This window comes from Streptococcus sp. 1559, assembly GCF_013276735.1.
Taxonomy (GTDB): Bacteria; Bacillota; Bacilli; order Lactobacillales; family Streptococcaceae; genus Streptococcus; species Streptococcus pseudopneumoniae.
The window spans coordinates 1-1,685 of sequence record NZ_VMLO01000119.1 but is presented as its reverse complement, the minus strand read 5'-3'; the positions used below and the strand labels follow the sequence as shown (position 1 = coordinate 1,685).

The following is a 1,685-nucleotide window of genomic DNA, read 5'->3' as shown; positions in this document are numbered from 1 at the left end:
TACAGTTGACAAAGAGCCGGAAAGTAATTTTATCTCAGTCAGTGAATAATCGCGAGCAATGGATTGATGATAGCTTCGAGATTATTGAGAGCCTCATTCACAGGCACATCTTTTCCAATATCGTTCGTCCCAATTAAAAGGACAATTTTATCTACCTCCCCACCGTACAGATGCGCATCCAGATTCTCTAATAACAGTCCTGTCTGATAGCCACAAATTCCTCGATTGACAATTGTCTTTGAAGTCCCAAACAACTCCTGCAGAGGATAATATTCGATAATGGAATCCCCAATAAAAAGAATATCTGGCTCTACAACTGAAACCTGATTTAGGTGACGATACTTAGTTTGGATTTTTTCTTGTTCCTTTAGTAACCAATTTTCTAATAACTGTACTGCTACTTCATTCTCCTTTTTCTAACCAGTTTTCCAGTACTTGGTAAACTCCTCCTTGGCTATTGGCTGGCGCTAGAGCCGTCGCCACAGCTTTGGCTTTGTCATCAGCATTTTCCATCGCATAGGCAATTCCAGCCATTTCAAGCATTTCAACATCATTTTCACTATCGCCAAAAGCCATGATTTGTTGGGGGTTCAAGTCCCAACGCTTGAGTAATTCTTCCAAGCCCCATGCTTTATGAATTCCAGCTTGGAGGATATCAATGCAACCATAGCCACTCGATACAGCCCGAACACGGCCATCAAAGAGGTCATTGATTTCTTCCAATACCGAATTCAAACGTTCCTCACCAACAACCATACTCATCTTGAGCACACCACCAAAGAGGTCAGAGGTTAATTCATCCACAAAATTCATTCGTTGGTAGAATTCTTCAATCATTTCTGGAGTCATAAAACTTTCAAGGTCTGTAAAAATGGTACCTTCCTTGACGAAACCACCCTTCATCCCTGTTACAACAAATTGATCCTGACACGCTCGACCCTCGAAATGAGCCAAAGCCTTATCGACAATGGCATCATCCCAAGTCTGAGCCTGAATCAATTCATTGTTTTCAAAAATATGAGCACCATTGGCAACAACCAGAACCACTCGATCCACCAAGTGCTCCAGTAGTTGCCTCATGCGGTGAATTTCATTCCCTGTCGCGATGACAAAACGAATCCCCCTTTGATCCAACTGATCCACAATCTTTTCCAAGCGTGGGAGATCAAGCTGGCCTCTAGCATCCAGCAAGGTCCCATCCATATCTGTCGCAATTACCTTAATCGTCATTTACTTTCCTCTTGATTAGACTTCCTGCAAAACTAGAATCCTAGTTCATGATTGATAATACCAGCAATCAAATTCATTCGTAATCCGAAGTGTTTACGATGATTTCGATAGGTTGTTGAAGATATTTTAAACGTTTTCATAGTGCAATGAAATAAGAACAGGACAAATCGATCAGGACAGTCAAATCGATTTCTAACAATGTTTTAGAAGTAGAGGTGTACTATTCTAGTTTCAATCTACTATACTTTGTCAAAAATACTCTCAACCTTGATTCTCTCCTTAGATAGCGCATGGTTACAGGCTTTATCTTCAGCTGTTAGCGGCTTGAGTTTGCTGGATTTACGTGGAGTTTGTGCTTGAGGATCTATCTTCATGAGCCCTTGATAACCACTGTCAGCCAAGATTTTACCAGCTTGTCCGATATTTCTGCGACTCATTTTGAACAACTTCATATC

The 1,685-nt window shown here is 41.0% G+C and carries 1 protein-coding gene and 3 pseudogenes; all 4 read right to left on the bottom strand.

The window, feature by feature from the left end:
* Nucleotides 1-353: pseudogene (locus tag HT688_RS11020) on the bottom strand (GDSL-type esterase/lipase family protein); the annotation flags it as partial.
* A 49-nt stretch (nt 354-402) separates the two neighbouring features.
* On the bottom strand, nt 403-1,230 hold the full coding sequence (locus HT688_RS11015) for an HAD family hydrolase (RefSeq protein WP_023939132.1): 828 nt from the start codon (nt 1,228-1,230) through the stop codon (nt 403-405).
* Between the two features lie 32 nt (nt 1,231-1,262).
* Nucleotides 1,263-1,367, bottom strand: a pseudogene (locus HT688_RS11010) (IS5/IS1182 family transposase); the annotation flags it as partial.
* Nucleotides 1,368-1,472: 105 nt separating this feature from the next.
* Nucleotides 1,473-1,685, bottom strand: a pseudogene (locus HT688_RS11005) (transposase family protein); the annotation flags it as partial.

Excerpts from the sequence above, each read along its gene's own strand:
- HT688_RS11015 (WP_023939132.1), bottom strand. The coding sequence starts at position 1,230 with ATGACGATTAAGGTAATTGCGACAGATATGGATGGGACCTTGCTGGAT.